The sequence below is a fragment of the Rhodococcus sp. NPDC004095 genome, from assembly GCF_053604015.1.
On sequence record NZ_JBSGGS010000002.1, the window covers coordinates 443,577 to 461,064 of the forward strand.

The following is a 17,488-nucleotide window of genomic DNA, read 5'->3' on the forward strand; positions in this document are numbered from 1 at the left end:
GTTCGGTCGCGGGCGTGCGCTCGGGTTCGTGGTGGCCGCCCCACCCGCTCCGCGCTATCATCGATTTGCACCCGGAAATCGACGAAAGGCTGGGTGGTTGTGGTGAACGACGCAGCAACCGTGGAAGCCCGCTACCTGCGAGGGGACCTCGACTTCGAGGACGCCCTGCGCGAGGTGACCGGCGCCGACATCGGCCGCGACGACCTCGTCCAGATCCTGCACAGCCTCGACTCCCGCAACCCGGGCACCCCCGCACTGTCCGAGCACGACGCTCAGGTGCTCGCCGACGCCGGGTTCACCGCCGATCCCGCCACCGCCACGGCGGCCCGGGTGGACCGCGACATCCGCATGTTGAAGCTGGTCGGGACCTCCCTGTCGATCACCGACGCCGCGGCACGCCTGGGTGTCACCCCCGCCCGGGTCCGGCAACGCATCGCGACCGGCACCCTGTGGGCGTTCGACTCGGGCCGCAACCGCCTGCTGCCCCCGGCCCAGTTCACCGACACCGGAGCGGTGCCGCACCTCGAGAAGGTGCTCCCGCTGCTCGCGAAGGACCTGCACCCGCTGACGGTGCAGGCGCTGCTGACCCGCCCGCAGCCGTCGCTGATCGTCGACGGTCGCCCGGTGTCGATCGTGACGTGGCTGAACGGCAGTGCCGGCTCCGCCGCCGACCTTGCACCGGTCACCGACGTGCTCACCGCGGCCGAGTGGGAATCGGCGTAGATGGGGGCGATGCTCCCGCCACCCCCGCCGGTCCCCGAACTCCGCGCGGCGGGACTGCTCCCCAGGGAGGTCGTCGAGTGGCAGCCGGCCGAGCTGACGTGGCGGGTGCACCGCACCACCGGGCTGCACGTCCTGCCGTGGAACGAGCTGCGCACGTTCGGGCCGATCCTGCGGTTCGACCACCATCCGGCCCCGCGCGGTGAGCATCCCGGCCACGGCGTCTGGTACGGCGCATCCAGTCCACGTGGTGCGCTGGCCGAAGCGTTCCAGTCGGCGCGGGTCATCGACCGACACCGGGGCGACCCGTATCTGACGGGACTGCGGTTCGCCCGCCCCCTGCGGCTGCTCGACGTGGCCGGAATCGGCGGCGGCGCCTGGGCCACCCGCGTCGGCGGCAACCACGCCCTCGACTCGGCACCCCACGGCCTCTCACAGCACTGGGCGCGGACCATTCACTGTGCCCACGCCGACCTCGACGGGATCATCTACCGGGGCCGGTTCGCGGGCAGCACGTCCGTCGCCGTCGTCGAACGCGCCGCCGACGCGTTCCCCCCGCGGCCGGAACTGTCACTGCCCCTGGCGCATCCGGCCCTGGCCGGCGCCGTCGACACCTCCGCCCACGAACTCGGCTACACCATCGCCTGAGCGCTGCCTGTGGCACGATCTGTAATGAATTCCGTTGCGCCACCGAATAACCTGATGGGCGCTGTACGTCCCATTTCTCACGTTTGATGTCCAAGGGGTTTCATGTCCACGGGGAGGAAGTCATGAAGAACGAGAATGTGCGTCGAATGTTCACTGCGGTGCTCGCGACTGTCGGTCTGACCACCGGCGTCGCGGTGGGTGGAGGCGCTGTCGCGAATGCAGAGCCCGCGCCGCCGACGTCTACGACGATGACGTGTTCGAGTGCGAATCCGCTCTTCTGGGCGCCGGCGTTCACGTGGAACGTACGCGCCGCGTCGGGGGCGGCGGCGCCAAACGACGGGCCACTCGAGCCGGCGATCCTGCTCAGCGGCGGTAACGAACTGCCCATACCCACCTCGTTCGAGTTCGGGGTGAACTGGTACGGCACACGGGTGCTCGTCGACTGGCACAACCAGACGACCGGCGCGTCCGGCCGCAGCGTCAGCGACGAGGCGGCCCTGCAGCAGTATCCGGGCATCCCGATCAACCGCACCTGGACCGGGACCGGGACGGTGGACTTCACCGTCACCGTGCAAACCGGCGGCGGATGGTGGTTCGTCAACCCGCAGAACGCCGTCTGCCGGGGGACCATCTCGGTCGTGCCCATGAACTGATCCTGGGGTCCAGGTGGGAACCGGGCAGCAACAATCAAGTTCCTGTAGCTGCCGGTCAGCGGCCTCCTCGGCTCCGGAGCCGAGGAGGCCGCTGCGGTCGCGCATGACCTACGGAGATGGTTCGCCTGTTGTGCTTGTCTGTCAGTCGCGAACGCCGGTGGCGCGTTTGATGATCGCGTCGAAGACGCGGTCGGGCAGTAACCATTTCGCGAAGATCAACGGCTTGGCTCCGAATCCGACGGTGTAGCGGGTCTTGGGGCGGCGCGCAGTGACGGCCTTGCCGATCGTGTCGGCGATCACCTGCGGTGGCGAGTTACGTTTGGCGTTGGCGTCGGAGCCGAGCAAGGTGGCCACGGCTCGGGCCTGGACGGAGTAGGCGGTGTTGCCGGAAACCTTGCGCAGGTGATCGGCGGCGATGCCGCCCCATTCGGTAGCGATACCGCCGGGCTCGATCACCACGACGTCGATCCCGAAAGGCCGCACCTCGAGGCGTAGGCAGTCGCTGAGTCCTTCCAGGGCGAATTTGGTGCCGTGGTACCAGCCCCCGAGGGGCGTGTAGATCTTGCCGCCCATGGAGGTGATGTTGACGATGGTGCCGCTTCCCTGGGCACGCATGTGCGGCAGGACCAACTGGGCCAGGCGCGCGGCGCCGAACACGTTGACCTCGAACTGGTGGCGGGCCTCACCCAAGGGCACGTCCTCGATCGCGCCGTAGGAGCCATATCCGGCGTTGTTGACCAGCACGTCGATGCGGCCGGTCTCGGCGATGATCCGGTCGATTCCTGCGGTCGCCGACGGGTCGTCGGTGACGTCCATCGCCAGCGGTCGGATGCCGTGGTCCGTGAGTTTCTGCAAGCGGCCCGTACGCCGCGCCGCGCCGTAGACGGTGTAGCCGAGGTCGGCCAGTGTGCGTGCGGTGGCTTCGCCGATACCGGAGGAGGCCCCGGTGACGAGCGCTGTCTTGGTGGTCATATCGCCTCACTACGACACCGAACCGACGTTCGTGTCCTCTTCTGGGCCGTCGCCACCGGAACCCGACCTCACTGCGAATCGGACCGACCGAAGCGCGCCAGCAGGCGGTCGATGGCGCTGCAGTCCTGCAGGAACCGGCGGCGCTCGGGGTCGGCGGCGACGTCGCGCAGCATCGCGTCGCCGCCGTCGACGTGCTCGGCGGACAGGATCGCCGACCACACCATCAGATCCGTCGATGTGAACGCCTCGACCCCCTCGCGCAGCGCCGCCGCGAGGGTGTTCCGGTCGCGTTCATCGAGCTTGTCGTGGACCAACGCGATCATCTCCGTGGCCACCGAGGCGTGCGCGCACTCGTCGCGGCGGTGCAGCGCGACCGTCGCCTGGTGCACCGGCTGAATGCTGCGGTCGTTCGCGATCAGGGCCAGATAGTCGCCGATCGAGGTCTCCGCGACCGTTTCGTACGCCAGCGTCGTCAACGCGGCGTCGCGCGGAGTATCCGCCCGCGCCACCGCATCGCGGTGCCCGCGCACCATCGCAGTCGCGGGCAGTGCGCCCTCACCCAGTGCCCAGCCGCGCCGGCGCCGGGTCAGTGCGGACGCGTTGAGGTGCATCAGCGTGTGGTACTCCTCGTCGACCATCGCCTGGACCACCGCCGCCCGCGCGGTGTCGGAGAAGCCGGTGTCGAACGCATCCCGGAACAGGAGGCCGAAGCCCGGGGTCACCACGTCCTGTTCGACGTCGATCACGTTCCGGTTGTAGGAGATCCACGCCCACGCCCGGATCCGGTCTCGGACGTCCTCGTCCTGCTTCTCGTACGCCGGGTGGCCGGCGAACGGCAGCAGGACCTCCGGGTAGTCGATGCGATCGGCGTCGAACAGCTCGTCCATCGTCGGTCCTTCGAGCTCGGGTTCGGTGCGCCGCACCGTCGCCCGGCGCGGCCAGCTGCGCACCAGACCGCGGATCACCGCCGTCTCCACCGGGTCGGTGGGATCGTGCTCGGGTAGGCGGCCGGTCACCGGGGCAGTCCTTCGAACAGGCCCGCGCACAGGTCGGCGTAGCCCCGGGCCCGATCGCCGAGGGGCGTGGCGGCGTCGGCGAGCATCTCCGCGAACGCGCTTGCATCGGCGGCGCAGGCGTCCGACATCCGGGACACCGCCAGCGCCAACGCCTCCCGCGCCGCCGGCGCGTACGGGTTCGCGGTCTGGACGTCCCGGTACACCTCGGGTGTGCCGCGGGCGATCCTGGCGAGCAGCGCGGACAGGGCGGTGAACGGGGGTGGGGCGAGGGCCGCGGTCTCGTCCGCGTCGACATCGAGATCCGCCAGGGCCAGCCCGAACGCCAGCACCGCCGCGTGGGTGAGCGCCTGCATCGCCGCGCACACCCGGTCGTGCCGGTCCGCGGTCGTCACCTGCACCCGTGCACCCCAACCGCGGATCTCGGCGACCACCGCGTCCGCGGCGGCCCCGTCGCGGTGGATCACCGCCGCCACCGCGCGGCCGGGCAACCCCAGTGCCGGCGCGAACATCGGGTTCACCCCGACCACCGCGGCCTCGACCTGCGCCCCGGCAACCGCCTCCGCGAACCTCGATTTCACCGACAGGGTCTCGACCAGCACGGCATCCGGCCGCAGCATCGGTCCCACCGTCGCGACCGCGGTCAGCGCCACGCCTTCCGGCACCGCCAGCACCACCACATCGGCGCTATCGATCATTTCCGTCAATTCGCCCTCGGGACAGCGTATGTCGATGCCGGACGCGACGTCCGCGACGGTCACCGCGGCACCGGATCCACGCCACCTGTCGACGAGCATCGCGCCGACCGCGCCCGCACCACCGGCCACGACGACCGATCGCGGCATCCGGGTGGCCGGTGTGGTCACGGCTCGCTCTCACCGGCCATAGACAGGCAGCGCCGCATAGACAGTGCCTTGACCATCGTTTCCTCGAACTCCTCGTCCGGGTCGGACAACGCGACGATCGCCCCGCCGACACCGAAGGTCACCGAGTCACCGGCCGCGACCATCGTGCGGATCACGATCGACAGGTCGGCGGTGCCGGTCAGCGAGAAGTAGCCGATCGCGCCGGAGTACACGCCACGCGGGCCGGCCTCGAGCTTGTCGATGATCTCCATCGTCCGCACCTTCGGCGCCCCCGTCATCGAACCGCCGGGGAACGCCGCCCGCACACAGTCCACCGCCGACTGGTCCTCCCGTAACCGTCCGCGCACCGTCGACACCAACTGGTGCACCGGCGCGTACGTCTCGACGTCGAACAGCAAGGGCACGTGCACCGATCCCGGCACGCACACCCGGGACAGGTCGTTGCGCACCAGGTCGACGATCATCAGGTTCTCCGCGCGGTCCTTCTCGCTCAGCAGCAGATCGCGCCGCAACGCCAGGTCCCGGTCCGGGTCGTCGGACCGCGGCCGGGTGCCCTTGATCGGCTTCGACTCGACGGTCCGGTCCGCGTGTACGCGCAGGAACCGCTCCGGGGACGCGCTGAGCACCGACAGTCCGGTGAACTGCAGCAGCGCACTGTAGGGCACCGGACTGATCTCCCGCAGGCAGGCGTACCCGGCCAGCGGGTCGAGCCGTTGGTGCACCGTCGCGGCGTTCGTCAGGCACACCTCGTAGGACTCGCCGGAGCGAATCTCCGCGAGACAGTGTTCGATCAGCCGCAGGTAGGTCTGCTGGTCGTGCCGGAACGTCATCGGCACGTCCGCGTGGTGGGGCACCAGCGGGGGAGCGGTCGCCGCCGCCGACCCGGCGCCGTCCTCGAGCTCCCGGAGCGCGGCCGCCGTCTCCCGCATCCAGCGCGTGGTGGCCGGATCGTCGGGCCCGTCGGCGAGCTCGAGCGCGAGCAGGTGACAGCAGCCGGCCGTGTGGTCGATCACGAGGGCCCGATCCGCGAACACCAACGCCGCGTCCGGCTGCTCGGACGCGTGAGCCAGCTGTCCGCCCGTGTCCGCCTTCAACTCGTAACCCAGGTACCCCACATAGCCGAGGCAGAAGCCGAACGGCAGGTCCGACCGCGGCGCGACCGCGCGTGCACGCAACTGCTCGTCGAGGTAGTCGAACAGGGGGCTGCGGATCTCGTGCGAGGCCCCGTCGGACCGGGACACCCGTACCGTCGTCTCCGGCACCCGGTACGTGACGTACTCCGCCCGCGGGCCCGCACAGTTGCCCATCACCGAGAACCGGCCGTCCGCCGCGGTCGCCGCGGACCCGTCCAGCCAGTACCCGTTCGGTCCGCCCGCGAACAGCCGCTCGTACACCGCGTGCGGGTCGACCGCGCGATCGACCCGCGCGGTCCGCACCCGGTACCGGTGCGCCGGCTCCTCGGCGGCCACCGGTGCCGCGGGTGGAGCGGGACGACGGGACCGCACCGGCGTCGACGACACGAAGTTCTCCACCAGTTCGCGGCCGTACTCGGTGCAGATCGACTCCGGATGGAACTGCACCCCCCACAACGGGCGCTCGCGGTGCCGCACCGCCATCAGCACCCCGTCATCGGCCCACGCCTGCGCCTCCAGATCGGCGGGCAGGTCCTCCACGGCCAGCGAGTGGTACCGCACCGCCCGGAACGGGGAGGGGATGCCGGCGAACAGGCCCCGGCCGTCGTGCCGCACCGTGCTGAGCCGGCCGTGTCGCGGCTCCGGTGCCGGGACCACGCCGCCCCCGAACAGGTGACAGAGTCCCTGATGTCCCAGGCACACCCCGAGCACCGGCAGCCCGCTCTCCGTCAGCGCCTGTTTGCTGATCCCGAAGTCCCGAACACGGTCGGGTCGTCCCGGACCGGGCGAGATCACGATGTTGTCGTAGTCGGCCAGCCGCACCGACGCCCAGGGCGTGTCGTTCGTGACCACCGTCGGGGTGCACCTGTTGACCTCCGTCAACAGGGCGTACAGGTTGTACGTGAACGAGTCGTAGTTGTCGATCAGCAGCGTCCGCACGGTGCCCCCTCAGTTCGCCTCGTCCTCCGCCGTCGGCACCGCGATGATCTGGTCCTCGACCCGACAGGTCTCGGCGATCAGCAGGTCGTACACGTCGTGCAGGAACTGCGGGGACAGGTCGTGGTCGAGCGCGTACGAGTGCGCGTGCTCGTGCACCGCCCCGACCCGACGCGGCTGCATCATCGGGATCGCGTGCCGGCGTTTGACCAGTGCGATTCGGCTGCAGATCTCGATCCGGGCACGGATGTCGTCGAGGAGTCGGTCGTCGATGCCGTCCAACTCCGCGCGCAGGCCCTCGAGCTCGTGCCCTCTCGGATCCCGGCGCTCAGGCTCGGGTACCTCGGTGCTGATGCTGCCGATCCGGGTGCTGCCGGTCGAATCGTCCATGCTCGGTACCACCTTGAACTGTCCGAAACTGTGTCCCCGACTTGCCCTTCATGGTCCCACCGTCGCGGGGTCCGGCAATACGGTTCGCCGATGTTCGCAGGTCACGATTGATCAACGGTGGCCGCGCTGCCCGGGGCCAGTTCCACCGCGCGCAGCCCCGCCGCCTCGGCGCGCCGCACGAACTCGCCGCCCGGACCGTGGAACCGGAGCGGCCGCACCGCGTCGAAACCGATCGGCCACAACGTCCCGAAGTGCACCGGCACCGAGGTGCCCGCGGACACCAGTTCCGCCGCCCGTGCCGCCGCCTCCGGATCCATGTGCCCGGGACCCAGATTCGGCCCCCACCCGCCGACCGGCAGCAGGGCCACGTCACAACGCGGCACCCAGTCCGCCATCGCCGGGTCCAGCGCGGTGTCCCCGGCGAAGTAGGTGGTCGCCGAGCCCGTCACCACGTATCCCACCGCCTGAGCCCGCGCCCCGCGCGGCCACCGCCTGCCGTCGTGATCGGCGGGCACCGCCCGCACCGTCACGTCGCCGATGACCGTCTCGTCCCCGGCGCCCAGCTCGATCAGCCGGTCGCCGAACCGGCGCAGGCCGGCGAACGCGTCGACCGCACCGCGCGGCACCACGATGGGTGTCTCACCGTCGAGCAGCAGCAACGACGGAATGTGGGTGTGGTCGGCATGCAGGTGCGAGAGCAGCACCGCGTCCGGCCGGGAAAGCTCCACGAGGGGGTCCGGGCCCCGGCGCCGACGCAGGTGGCCCACCCGAGCGGTGAGGACCGGATCGGTCAGGACCGTCGTCGCGCCGTCGGTGATCGACACCGTCGCGTGACCCAGCCATTCGACACGCACCGTGTCCCGGTCAGCGCCCGTCACGGGAGAACACCATCGACTCGTCCGCCAGCGACCCGAATCGCAGCGCCACGATGTCGAGCGGATAGTTCTGATGCAGCCGCCACGGTGTCCGCCCACCCTGTCGAGGGAACCGGTGGATGCCCCGCCGGACATAGCCCGAACTGAAGTCGATCGCGGGCAGTCGCGGCATCGCCGGGTCGGTGTTGCGTGGCGTGCACTGCCGGTAGCCCCTCTCGTCCATGTACTCCAGCAGCCGACACACGTAGTCGCATGTCAGATCGCACTTGAGCGTCCACGATGCGTTCGTGTAGCCGATGCAGAAGGCCAGATTCGGCACCCCCTCGATCATCATGCCCTTGTAGGCCAACATCTTCGACAGATCCACCGCGGCCCCGTCCACCGACAGCGCCATCCCGCCGAGTGGCAGCAGTTCGAGCCCCGTCGCCGTCACCACCACATCGGCGGGCAGCTCCGCACCCGACGTCAGCCGGATCCCGGTGGGGGTGAACGACTCCACTGCGTCGGTGACCACCGTGGCCGCCCCCGAGCGAATCGCCGAGAACAGGTCACCGTCGGGCACGAAGCACATCCGCTGATCCCACGGGTCGTACCGCGGGGTGAAGTGCCGTAGATCGTACGTCGCCCCCAGCTGTGTGCGGACGCCCTTGTGCAGCAGGCGCTTCACCAGTTCCGGCCGCCGCCGGCTCAGCTCGAAGAACACCATGAAACGCAGCACGTTCTTCCACCGAATGAGCTGGTACACCCACCGCGCGGGCAGGGCCCGGCCCAGCGTCCGCGCCAGCGCGTCACGCGACGGCAGCGACAGCACGTAGCTGGGCGAGCGCTGCAGCATCGTCACATGGGCCGCGGTTGCGGCCATCGCAGGCACCAGCGTCACGGCGGTGGCGCCGCTTCCGATGACCACGACCCGTTTGCCCGAGTAATCGAACTCGGTGTCCCAGTGCTGCGGGTCCAGGATCTGCCCGCCGAACGTGTCGACACCGGCGAACTCGGGACGATAGCCGTGCCCGTAGTCGTAGTAGCCGCTGCAGACGAACAGGAAACCGCAGGTGATCTGCACGCGATCGCCGCCCCGGTCCGCGGTCACCGTCCACCGGGCCTCGTCCGAACTCCACCGGGCCTCGACCACCCGGTGCCCGAACCGGATCCAGCGCGCCACGTCGTACTCGGCCGCCGTCTCCCGCACGTAGTCCAGGATCGACGGCCCGTCCGCGATCGCCTTCGCGCCTCGCCACGGCCGGAACGCGTAGCCGAGGGTGTACATGTCGGAGTCCGATCGCACCCCCGGATACCGGAACTGGTCCCACGTGCCGCCCATGCGGTCCCGCGCCTCGAGAATCGCCACCGTCGCGGCCGGCCGACTCCGCCGCAGGTGACACGCCGCCCCGATACCGGACAGCCCTGCTCCCACGATCAGCACATCGACGTGTTCGGTTGACATGTCAGTCACCACCGGTGGGGGGTTCGTCGTGCCTCGACAGTATCACCGCACTTCACCCCTACGATCCGTAGCAAAGGGAGGTACGTCGATGCGCGTTGTGGGATCCGTCGCCCGGTCCGCCACCGAATTCCTGGTCCTGTGGCTGATCTCGGCCCTGGCGCTCGTGCTCACCGACCTGGTGCTCCCGGGCGTCCGCCTCGACGCCGTGCCGGGCGGCGGATGGTTCGCGACGGTACCCGCGGCCCTGGCGCTGGCGTTGGTGTTCGGCATCCTGTCGGTGATCCTGTGGCCGCTGCTGGTGCGGGCCATGCTGTGGGCGGGCCCGGCACTGCTGTTCATCGGAGCCTTCGCCGGGAACTGGCTGATCATGATGCTCGCGGTGAGGCTGGTTCCGCTCGCAACCGTCGACCGGGCCCGCGACCTGCTCGCGCTGTCGGTGGTGCTGTCGCTCGTCGGCTCTGCCGTCGCGGGCGCGATGGCGGCCCGCCGCGACGACACCTACCGGATGATGCTGGTGCGGCGCAACCGGTCCCGGCTGCGCCGCACCGGACAGTCCGTCCGCGTCGACACGGAAGGCCCAGGGCTGCTCTGCATTCAGATCGACGGGCTCGGCCACGGCGTACTGCAGCGCGCGATCCGGGACGGCATCGTCCCCGTGCTCGCCGACCTCGTGCGGGACCGCTCGCACCTTCTGGTGCCGTGGCACACCGACTGGAGCAGTCAGACCGGCGCCAGCCAACTCGGAATCCTGCACGGCGACAACCACAACGTCCCCGCGTTCCGCTGGTACGACAAGTCCCGCGACGCCGTCGCCGTGTTCAGCAACCCCGCCGACAATGCCGCCCGCGAAACCGAACGCGCGCACCGCGACGGGCTGCTCAGCGGCGGTCGCGGCGCCAGCCGCGGCAACCTGTTCACCGGCGGCGCCGAGGACAACGTGCTCGTCGTCAGCCGGATGCGCGGCGCCCGGATGGGTGGCGGCGCGGCCGGTTACGCCCACTACTTCGCCGATCCGGCCAGCGCCCTGCGCACCAGTATCCGGCTCGTCGCCGAGGTGCTCCGGGAGATCCGCCAGGCCTACGGGCAACGCCGCGCCGACGTCACGCCCCGGATCCGCCGCGGCGGCCTGTACCCGCTGGTCCGCGCGTTCACCACCGTCGTCGAGACCGACGTCGTGGTCTCCGCCGTCATCGGCGACCTGATCGCCGGACGTGGGGCCGTGTACGTCGACCTGGTCGGCTACGACGAGGTCTCCCACCACTCCGGCGTCGAACGACCCGAAACCCGCGACGTGCTGCGCAAACTCGACGCCGAGATCGGCATGATCGTCGCCGTCGCCGCCCAGGCCCGGCGGCCGTACCGGATCGTCGTGCTCTCCGATCACGGGCAGAGCCAGGGCGCAACCTTCAGCCAGCGGTACGGCGAAGCCCTCGAGGATCTCGTGCTGCGGGCCTGCGGCGAGCAACCCGGGACACCACCGCCCGCCCAGCCACGACCGGGCCACCACGTGCACGCGGCGACGACGGGCACCCGCGGGCGCGGCGCCGAGGGACTCGGGTACGCCGAAGCGAGCCTGCGCACGACCGCGGTCGACACGACCGCACCGGGGGAGCCCGGCAAACCTGTGGTCCTGGCCTCCGGGAACCTCGGACTGGTCAGCTTCCCCCGGGTTCCCGGCCGCGCGACCCTGACGTGGATCGACGAGCACCATCCGGGACTCCTGCCCGCGCTGACCGGGCATCCCGGCATCGGATTCGTGCTCGTGGCCCGCGAGGACGGCGGCTCCGTCGTCCTCGGCCGCGACGGCAGCGTCGACGTCGCGACCGGCGAGGTGACGGGCCGGGATCCGCTGGCCGACTTCGGTCCCTGCACCCTCTCCCGGATCCGTCGCACCGACAGTTTCGACAACGTCGCCGACCTGATGATCAACGGACGGTACTGGCCCGACACCGACGAGGTCGCCGCCTTCGAGGAACAGGTCGGCTCGCACGGCGGTCTCGGCGGCCCGCAGACCACACCGTTCCTGCTCTACCCGTCCGACCTGCCCGCGCCGCCGCAGCCGCTGCACGGCGCCGAGGCGGTGCACCGGGTCCTCGTCGGGTGGCGTGACCTGGGCTGAGAGGTTTGTGCGTGAGGACGACGGGTCTTACGGTGTAACCATGCGCCTGCGGGCCAGGACGTGCGCGGCACTCGGGGCCCTCGCCGTGGCCGGCGGGGTGTTGACCGCCGTCCCCGCCGCGGCGGCCCCGGAGATCGGGTGTGCCTGGCAGTTCATGTCGAACTCCACGGCGCTGAACATCGCGTTCCCCGACGCCAACGCCACCTATTGGGTGCTGCCGTACGCGCTCGTCGACGGTGACCGGATCAACCTGAGCGGCTGGTACCCCTACGCCCGGTACATGTCGCTGAACACGTACGGCACGAACTTCGACACCGTGGACACCCTGCGCGACAACCAGATCGCATCGGATCCCGGCAGCGGCAACCCGTTCGCCGACACCGCGGACGCCGATCTGCCGGCGCCGCAACGTCGTTGGCACGCGAGTGTGGTCACCGGCGCCGCCGATCACGGCAGCAACGAGATCTCCGCGCTGCCCACCGGTTCCGGCGCCCAGCGCGCACCGGTCGGGTTTCTGATCATCCGGGTGTACGTACCGGACGACGCATCGTCACCCACCGGGGGAGTCCCGCTGCCCGAGGTGAGCCTGACCCGCGCCGGCCGCACCGTCGACATCACCACGTGCGCAGCCCCGTTCGACCCCGCGACCGTGACCGCCGGACCGCTCGGTGGCGCCGCGACGACCGCCTTCGACAGCGTGATCGCTTCCGCCGCGGCCGGCGCGTTTCCCGGTGACGTCCCCGAGGCGACGTTCGTCAACCCGGCCAGTACGTCCGGGTTGTTTCCCAACGGCGACAACAAGTATGTCGGCGCGGGACTGACGTATCAGCCGGGCCGGATCGTGGTGGTCCGCGGCCGCGCCCCCACCTTCCCCGACACCCGCGCCGGGGTGCCCGCGGCCGAACCCGGCACCGATGTCCGGTATTGGTCGATGTGCCAGAACGACCTGGTCTCGCCGTACCCGGTGGTCGCGTGTGCCGCGGATTTCCAGACCCGCGTGGATGATTCGGGGTTCTACACCTACGTCCTCGCCGCGCCGGGCGACCTGCCGAGCGAAGCCGCCTCCGATCCGGCGGTGACCGTGCTGCCGTGGGGTTCGACGGACGTCGCGAAGAAGGTGCTGTTCCTGCGGCACATGCTGCCGAGCAACCGGTTCTACCCGTACTCGGTGCAGGCGTCGCAGGACCGGCACGCCGACCCGTCGACCACGATGGACGACTACTATCCGCGGGCCACGTACTGCGCCGCGCAGACGTACCGATCCGGCGGATGGCGGTCCTGCTTCGACGCGACGTGACCAGGGAACGCCGGCATGCCCGGTTGTCCGAACCGGGCATGCCGGGAGGGGCCGAGGGTGTTTGCGCGGAGTCCGTCGGAGGCATACTTGTCACGTGCCGGTGCCGACGCCCGCTCTTCCCGTCCCGCGCGGACCCATCTCGTGCGAGATCATCAGCGCGTTGTCCGATTCGCCGCAGTCGATGCGGCGACCGCCCCCGCTCGGGCATGCGGACCCGCTCGGCGGCGACGTGCAACTCGCGCTCCACGTCTGTTACGAACTGCACTATCGAGGGTTTCGCGGAGTCGACCCCGACTGGGAATGGGATCCCGAGCTGATCCGGGCGCGCAGCGCCATGGAACGTGCGTTCCTGGCGCGCGTGCGCGCCGAGATCCCCGGCGGCGCGGACGTCGAGGGTGCGCTCGACGAGGTCGCGGCGGACACACCCGAATCGGGAGGCGTCAGCGCCCACCTGGAACGAGCGGGCACGTGGGATGAAATGCGCGAGTATTTCGTGCACCGGTCGATCTACCAGTTGAAGGAGGCGGACCCGCAGGCCTGGGTGATCCCGCGACTGCGAGAGGGCGCGAAGTGCGCGCTGGTGGCGGTGGAGTTCGACGAGTTCGGCGCCGGCCACCCGGAGCGCGTGCACTCCACCCTGTTCGAGAACCTGCTGCGCGCCGCGGACCTGCACACCGGTTACCTCGGCTACCTGGACTGCGTGCCACCCGAGACTCTTGCGACGGTGAACCTGACGTCACTTTGCGGGCTCCGTCGCGGACTGCGGGGCGCCCTCGTCGGGCAGTTCGCGGCCGCCGAGATCTCGACCCCTCCCAGCGCACGCCGCCTCGTCGCCGCCCTCGAGCGGATGCACGCGCCGCCGCCGTGCGTCCACTTCTACGCCGAACACGTCGAGGCGGACGCCGTACACGAACAGGTTCTCAGGACCGATGTGGTCGGGGCGATGCTCGATCAGGAGCCCGAACTGGCGACGGACGTCGTGTTCGGAATTCAGGCGGCCGCCCTGCTCGACAGTCGTCTCACCGACCTGGTGCTGTCCAGCTGGCGCCACGGCGTGAGCTCACTGCTCGCCGTCGGCCGCCGACCCGAACCCGCTGTCTCCCACCCCGCTGTCTCCCACTGAGCGGCGACGCAGGGACCGATGACTGGTGTCGCACAGCGGGAAGATCGTGCTGCGGCGGCATCGGCACACCGCGACGACGAACCGCTCGCACACGATCACCTGACCGTCGGGCCGCGTCAGGCGCACCGGGCCGCGCACCAGCGCGGGACCGCCGGGCACCCGCCGCACGAGCTGCGCGGCAGGCGAGTCCCATGCCGGGGGATCAGCACGGTCGATCACCACGAATCACCACCAGTCGCTCGGTGACCTGCCCCGGTGCCGTGAGACCGCGGGCTGCCAGATACCCGGCCCTGCTGCGCAGAACCGGTCCGTACGGGATGTCGACACTGGCCGAGACGACCGCGTGCAGCCCGGACTCCCGCAGGGCCGCCAGCGTGCTTCCGGGATCCGCGAACTCCGACTGCACGAGCAGGAGGCGGCCTCCCGGTCGCAGCAGCTGCCGGGCATGGGCACACAGCGGCTCCAGGACCTCACGGCCGTCCGCGCCGGCATCCCAAGAGATCGAGCGGAACGGCAGTGTGGGCCCGGGAGCCCGGGCTCCCGGGTCGGGCACATAGGGCGGGTTCGCGAGCACCAGGTCGTAGGGGCCCCCGGCGAGAGCGACTCCCATGCCGCCGCGGCGAACCCGGATGTGCAGGCCCCGCAGCATCCCGTTCGCACGCGCGGACAGCACCGCCCGCGCCGAGACGTCCACGGCGGTGACCCCGGCGGCGCCCAGAGTTGCCGCGGTCAGTGCCAGCGCCCCACTGCCTGTGCAGAAGTCGAGCACCCGGGTCGTCCGCGGCAGCGGACGGCGACCGAGCACCGCGGCCAGCAGCCAGGTGTCCTCCTGCGGCCGGTACACGCCCGGCAACCGGAGGACCGGCGTCGCAGCACGGCGACCGGCTGCGAGCAACGACGGCCCACAGTCGACCGGCCCGACCAAGTCCGTCGTCCTCGCGAAGGGGTGCATGGTGTCCTCACGTACCCGGTTGGCGCGAACCGAAACGTGAACGCGTTTGAGCGACACGACGGGCGGGCACAGCCGGGGTCATGAGGAATTCGATTGCACTGACCATTGCCGCGGCCGGGGTGCTGGCGTTTGCCGGCTGCGGTTCCGACGACAGCGGCGACAACAACATGCCGAGCGAGCACACGGGAGGCATGGTCACGAGCGTGGAATCGGGGGTCGACCAGGCCAAGCTGACCGCCTTCGTCGCCTCCTTCCGCACCGGCTATTCGGAACTGGCGGAAGGCCGCAGCGACGAGGATATCGAGAAGATCGTCACCGAATCCTGCGACCAACTCGCGACCGGGGCATCCAAGGAGGCGGTCACCGTCCAGATCGAGACGCTGGCCGCCAACGGCGACACCAAGCCGACCCCGGAACAGGCGGAGAACATCTACAACCTCGTGTCCCCGGCCTGCCCGTAGTCTCGACCGCTGCTGTCGCCGCGGGTACACCCGGGCACCGACCAGGGGTTTGCTCTGGTCCGGCCTGGGCATACCGTGGCCATGGACGGTCGAAAAGGTCCGGCGACAGTGGTGATGGACTACGAAATCTCGACGGAGTCCGGTTTCCGGCGGTACGTCGAGTCGGTGAGTGCCGCGGTGGGCGCCGCGCACGGCGATGTCCGCTGGCAGTTCTGTGCGTCGGGGCCCGCATCGGAGGCATACATCCCGTTGCCCCGTGACGACGTGTTGTTCCCGGGCCGGGAACTGGCGCTGATCTGGCTGGACTCGGGTGGCTGGAGACTCGCGGTCGAGACCGGTTCGAGCGAGGACATGATCACGCTCTGCAGCACCACGGGCGCACCCGTTCCGCATCCCGAATCGGTTGTCGCACTCTGTGATTCGTGCCTTCAGGCACGCAGAAGCCCGCCCTGAACGGACCGGTGCCGGACCTGCTGTTCCCGGGAGGGTGTACAGGACTGCCGCAGGAGGGTGTACAGGACTGCCGCAGTGTGGTAGCAAGAGATGCGGTTGAGATGACAGCCGACGCGGTTCGTGTCCGATTCGGGCTCATCGAATTGCCAGTCCTACATGGCCCCCGTGGTGGCCACGACAGGTTGTCGGCGCGCGAACCATCCCGAAAGTTCTGGGAGGTTCGTCATGTTCGCAACCGCCACACTGGAGCGCCAATTCGTGGGATCCCCACTCGGGCGCGATCCGCTGTCCGACGACGCCGGCACGCTGACGGGTTGTCACACCGCCGTGGTGATCGTCGTGGGCGATCTCGACGCCGCACTGCTCCCCACATTCCTCAACGTCCTCGACCGCGCGCTCACCATCAGCCAACACTCCGTGGTGGTCGATCTGTCGGCCGTGCAGTTCCTCAGCGCGGCGGCGGCCCTGGCACTGGGTCCGGCGCAGGAGAGGGCGTGGCGTGACCACCTCGACCTGAGCGTCCTCGTGGAGTCGCGCGGAGTCGAACGCGCACTCGACGCGACCGGGATGCGCGAGCTCGTGCGCTGCGACCCAAAGCGCCGACGGTGAATTTGTTCGCCCGGACTGATTGAGCAGGCGGGCTCGGGGGTAGTCGAGACAAAACGCACTTTCCGAGACGGCACGTGCGTCAGATCTTCGATGAGGAATTGGCGATGAATACCAAAATGCAGGTGGGCCTCGCGGTAGGGGCCGGATATCTGTTGGGCCGGACGCGCCGGATGAAGACCGCGCTCATGCTCGCCGGCGCAGGCCTGACCGGTCGGTTCCCGGCCGCACCGAGAGATCTTCTGGAACGGGGCGGCAAGGCACTCGCCGCCTCACCGGAGGTCGCGAAACTGGGGAAGTCGATCCGAGGTGAGCTGCTGACCGCTGCGAAGACGGCGGCGACGACGGCGGCCAGCGGCCGGATCGATTCCCTCAGCGAACGGCTCCAATCCGGCGGTAAGGGAGTCGTCCAGGGTGGAGAAGACCTGCTCGAGGGCGTCGGCGAGGGCGTCGGCGAGGTCGTGACCGGAAAGAAGCGCAAGCGCGCGGAGCCGGAGCCGGAAGACGAATACGACGAAGACGAGTACGAGGAAGACGAAGAAGAGGAGCCGGTGGAGGATGAAGCGCCCCGTGCACGGAAGCGTCCCGCCGCGAGGCGCCGGAGCGAGGAGGGTTCGTCTCGGTCCACCCGGTCCCGGTCGTCCGCCAGGGCAGACGACGACGAGGACGAGGCTCCGGCACGGCCCAGGAAGACACGTGCGCCGGCTTCGAGTGACTCCGCGCCGGTACGCCGGACCCGGAAGTGATCACGATGACTGACAAGTCCAACGACGAGACGAGCCGTGACACCTCGGAGGAGTTGTCGCCACTGCAGGAGTCGGTGCAGC

General features: G+C 70.0%; 19 protein-coding genes. 10 read left to right on the plus strand and 9 right to left on the minus strand.

From position 1 onward, the window contains the following. The first annotated feature begins 102 nt into the window (after positions 1-102). The 3 genes from ACWEPG_RS05000 (at position 103) to ACWEPG_RS05010 (ending at position 2,021) form a co-directional block, all read left to right on the plus strand. Entirely contained in the window at positions 103-723 is a 621-nt protein-coding gene (locus tag ACWEPG_RS05000; protein WP_450116005.1) for a hypothetical protein, read from the plus strand. 9 nt (positions 724-732) lie between these two features. Then, positions 733-1,368 (plus strand): RES family NAD+ phosphorylase, encoded by a 636-nt coding sequence (locus ACWEPG_RS05005; protein ID WP_450116006.1) that lies wholly within the window; start codon positions 733-735, stop codon positions 1,366-1,368. Between the two features lie 122 nt (positions 1,369-1,490). Beyond that, entirely contained in the window at positions 1,491-2,021 is a 531-nt protein-coding gene (locus ACWEPG_RS05010) for a hypothetical protein (protein ID WP_450116007.1), read from the plus strand. A 141-nt stretch (positions 2,022-2,162) separates the two neighbouring features. Here the strand turns inward: ACWEPG_RS05010 and ACWEPG_RS05015 are convergent, their stop codons facing one another. The 7 genes from ACWEPG_RS05015 to ACWEPG_RS05045 all read right to left on the minus strand — a co-directional run bounded on the left by ACWEPG_RS05015 (position 2,163) and on the right by ACWEPG_RS05045 (position 9,650). Then, positions 2,163-2,993 carry an oxidoreductase gene (locus ACWEPG_RS05015; RefSeq protein ID WP_452593999.1) on the minus strand — a complete coding sequence of 277 codons (831 nt, stop codon included), beginning with the start codon at positions 2,991-2,993 and terminating at the stop codon, positions 2,163-2,165. Between the two features lie 68 nt (positions 2,994-3,061). Then, the gene (locus ACWEPG_RS05020) at positions 3,062-4,009 is read right to left on the minus strand and encodes a diiron oxygenase (RefSeq protein ID WP_450113553.1); all 948 of its coding nucleotides are present in this window, start codon (positions 4,007-4,009) and stop codon (positions 3,062-3,064) included. After that, positions 4,006-4,872 (minus strand): prephenate dehydrogenase/arogenate dehydrogenase family protein, encoded by an 867-nt coding sequence (locus tag ACWEPG_RS05025; protein WP_450113554.1) that lies wholly within the window; start codon positions 4,870-4,872, stop codon positions 4,006-4,008. The genes ACWEPG_RS05020 and ACWEPG_RS05025 overlap by 4 nt, the downstream gene beginning before the upstream one ends. After that, entirely contained in the window at positions 4,869-6,944 is a 2,076-nt protein-coding gene (pabB, locus tag ACWEPG_RS05030; protein WP_452594000.1) for an aminodeoxychorismate synthase component I, read from the minus strand. Before pabB ends, ACWEPG_RS05025 begins: the two co-directional genes overlap by 4 nt. A 9-nt stretch (positions 6,945-6,953) precedes the next feature. Continuing rightward, the gene (locus ACWEPG_RS05035) at positions 6,954-7,331 is read right to left on the minus strand and encodes a chorismate mutase family protein (RefSeq protein ID WP_450113556.1); all 378 of its coding nucleotides are present in this window, start codon (positions 7,329-7,331) and stop codon (positions 6,954-6,956) included. A gap of 101 nt (positions 7,332-7,432) precedes the next feature. Continuing rightward, positions 7,433-8,209: an MBL fold metallo-hydrolase gene (locus tag ACWEPG_RS05040; RefSeq protein ID WP_450113557.1), complete on the minus strand. Its 777-nt coding sequence runs from the start codon at positions 8,207-8,209 to the stop codon at positions 7,433-7,435. After that, positions 8,196-9,650, minus strand: coding sequence for a flavin-containing monooxygenase (locus tag ACWEPG_RS05045; protein ID WP_452594001.1), 1,455 nt, complete (start codon positions 9,648-9,650; stop codon positions 8,196-8,198). Before ACWEPG_RS05045 ends, ACWEPG_RS05040 begins: the two co-directional genes overlap by 14 nt. Positions 9,651-9,738: 88 nt before the next feature. Here ACWEPG_RS05045 and ACWEPG_RS05050 point away from each other — a divergent pair, with 88 nt between their 5' ends. From ACWEPG_RS05050 to ACWEPG_RS05060, 3 genes are all read left to right on the plus strand, one after another. Then, the gene (locus tag ACWEPG_RS05050; RefSeq protein ID WP_452594002.1) at positions 9,739-11,769 is read left to right on the plus strand and encodes a phage holin family protein; all 2,031 of its coding nucleotides are present in this window, start codon (positions 9,739-9,741) and stop codon (positions 11,767-11,769) included. A 40-nt stretch (positions 11,770-11,809) separates the two neighbouring features. Next, on the plus strand, positions 11,810-13,066 hold the full coding sequence (locus ACWEPG_RS05055) for a hypothetical protein (protein WP_452594003.1): 1,257 nt from the start codon (positions 11,810-11,812) through the stop codon (positions 13,064-13,066). Positions 13,067-13,160: 94 nt separating this feature from the next. After that, on the plus strand, positions 13,161-14,189 hold the full coding sequence (locus ACWEPG_RS05060; RefSeq protein ID WP_452594004.1) for an iron-containing redox enzyme family protein: 1,029 nt from the start codon (positions 13,161-13,163) through the stop codon (positions 14,187-14,189). On the opposite strand, the gene ACWEPG_RS05065 is transcribed toward ACWEPG_RS05060, so the two are convergent. Then, positions 14,127-14,408: a CDGSH iron-sulfur domain-containing protein gene (locus ACWEPG_RS05065; RefSeq protein ID WP_450113562.1), complete on the minus strand. Its 282-nt coding sequence runs from the start codon at positions 14,406-14,408 to the stop codon at positions 14,127-14,129. The two genes, ACWEPG_RS05060 and ACWEPG_RS05065, sit on opposite strands and share 63 nt — an antisense overlap. Further along, positions 14,392-15,033, minus strand: a complete 642-nt coding sequence (locus tag ACWEPG_RS05070) for a methyltransferase (RefSeq protein ID WP_450113563.1) — start codon at positions 15,031-15,033, stop codon at positions 14,392-14,394. The genes ACWEPG_RS05065 and ACWEPG_RS05070 overlap by 17 nt, the downstream gene beginning before the upstream one ends. A 188-nt stretch (positions 15,034-15,221) precedes the next feature. On the opposite strand from ACWEPG_RS05070, the gene ACWEPG_RS05075 reads away from it, so the two are divergent. The 4 genes from ACWEPG_RS05075 (at position 15,222) to ACWEPG_RS05090 (ending at position 17,407) form a co-directional block, all read left to right on the plus strand. After that, positions 15,222-15,602: a hypothetical protein gene (locus ACWEPG_RS05075; RefSeq protein ID WP_450113564.1), complete on the plus strand. Its 381-nt coding sequence runs from the start codon at positions 15,222-15,224 to the stop codon at positions 15,600-15,602. Positions 15,603-15,716: 114 nt separating this feature from the next. Next, entirely contained in the window at positions 15,717-16,055 is a 339-nt protein-coding gene (locus ACWEPG_RS05080) for a DUF6292 family protein (RefSeq protein WP_450113693.1), read from the plus strand. 258 nt (positions 16,056-16,313) lie between these two features. Further along, positions 16,314-16,664, plus strand: coding sequence for an STAS domain-containing protein (locus ACWEPG_RS05085; protein WP_452594005.1), 351 nt, complete (start codon positions 16,314-16,316; stop codon positions 16,662-16,664). Positions 16,665-16,768: 104 nt separating this feature from the next. After that, the gene (locus ACWEPG_RS05090) at positions 16,769-17,407 is read left to right on the plus strand and encodes a hypothetical protein (RefSeq protein ID WP_452594072.1); all 639 of its coding nucleotides are present in this window, start codon (positions 16,769-16,771) and stop codon (positions 17,405-17,407) included. Positions 17,408-17,488: the final 81 nt, after the last annotated feature.

What these genes read in the sequence shown, in the direction of transcription:
- ACWEPG_RS05005 (WP_450116006.1), top strand. Translation starts at nt 733, where the DNA reads ATGCTCCCGCCACCCCCGCCGGTCCCCGAACTCCGCGCGGCGGGACTG.
- ACWEPG_RS05010 (WP_450116007.1), top strand. Translation starts at nt 1,491, where the DNA reads ATGAAGAACGAGAATGTGCGTCGAATGTTCACTGCGGTGCTCGCGACT.
- ACWEPG_RS05015 (WP_452593999.1), bottom strand. Translation starts at nt 2,993, where the DNA reads ATGACCACCAAGACAGCGCTCGTCACCGGGGCCTCCTCCGGTATCGGC.
- ACWEPG_RS05035 (WP_450113556.1), bottom strand. Translation starts at nt 7,331, where the DNA reads ATGGACGATTCGACCGGCAGCACCCGGATCGGCAGCATCAGCACCGAG.
- ACWEPG_RS05045 (WP_452594001.1), bottom strand. Translation starts at nt 9,650, where the DNA reads ATGTCAACCGAACACGTCGATGTGCTGATCGTGGGAGCAGGGCTGTCC.
- ACWEPG_RS05050 (WP_452594002.1), top strand. Translation starts at nt 9,739, where the DNA reads ATGCGCGTTGTGGGATCCGTCGCCCGGTCCGCCACCGAATTCCTGGTC.
- ACWEPG_RS05055 (WP_452594003.1), top strand. Translation starts at nt 11,810, where the DNA reads ATGCGCCTGCGGGCCAGGACGTGCGCGGCACTCGGGGCCCTCGCCGTG.
- ACWEPG_RS05075 (WP_450113564.1), top strand. Translation starts at nt 15,222, where the DNA reads ATGAGGAATTCGATTGCACTGACCATTGCCGCGGCCGGGGTGCTGGCG.
- ACWEPG_RS05080 (WP_450113693.1), top strand. Translation starts at nt 15,717, where the DNA reads ATGGACTACGAAATCTCGACGGAGTCCGGTTTCCGGCGGTACGTCGAG.
- ACWEPG_RS05090 (WP_452594072.1), top strand. Translation starts at nt 16,769, where the DNA reads ATGAATACCAAAATGCAGGTGGGCCTCGCGGTAGGGGCCGGATATCTG.